The sequence below is a fragment of the Staphylococcus sp. HMSC056G08 genome, from assembly GCF_001812305.1.
GTDB classification, from domain to species: Bacteria; Bacillota; Bacilli; order Staphylococcales; family Staphylococcaceae; genus Staphylococcus; species Staphylococcus simulans.
The window spans coordinates 1-430 of sequence record NZ_KV808468.1 but is presented as its reverse complement, the minus strand read 5'-3'; the positions used below and the strand labels follow the sequence as shown (position 1 = coordinate 430).

1 protein-coding gene is annotated in these 430 nt (G+C 32.8%); it reads left to right on the top strand.

Going from position 1 to position 430, the window contains the following annotated elements; translation table 11 throughout:
* Positions 1–15 precede the first annotated feature (15 nt).
* The coding region (locus HMPREF2846_RS06840; protein ID WP_070626265.1) for a hypothetical protein at positions 16–430 on the top strand (415 nt) is incomplete at its 3' end.

Here is a 430-nt window from a genome sequence, read left to right as displayed (position 1 = left end):
TAGGAGGTTAAGGTAATGGGAAAATTTATTTATAAAGGTAAAACGATTGAGATTGGAACTCAAAAAATCTTATATGCATCTCAAAATTTAAAAGTATCTTCTAAAGATTTGCAAGAAAGATTTGATAAGGGTTGGGATATAGAAGATGCGCTTAAATACAATTTCAATCATGTGATGTACAAAGGTAAAATATGCCGAAAGATTAAACATAAAGGTCTCATTTTTTACATCGTAGCTGAAGATTTGAAAAGGTCTAAAGTTCCGCCGCAAGCGATTATTAAATATTTAAATGACGGACACATTATGGACGATATTTTACCGCTGGAAACAGAGTTTTATATTGTGGAACGTGAAAAAGATGCTTTGCGCAATTTGGTTTATAAGGACCGTTTACGTAAAGAACGTCAAAAAGAACAAGCAGAAGCACGCA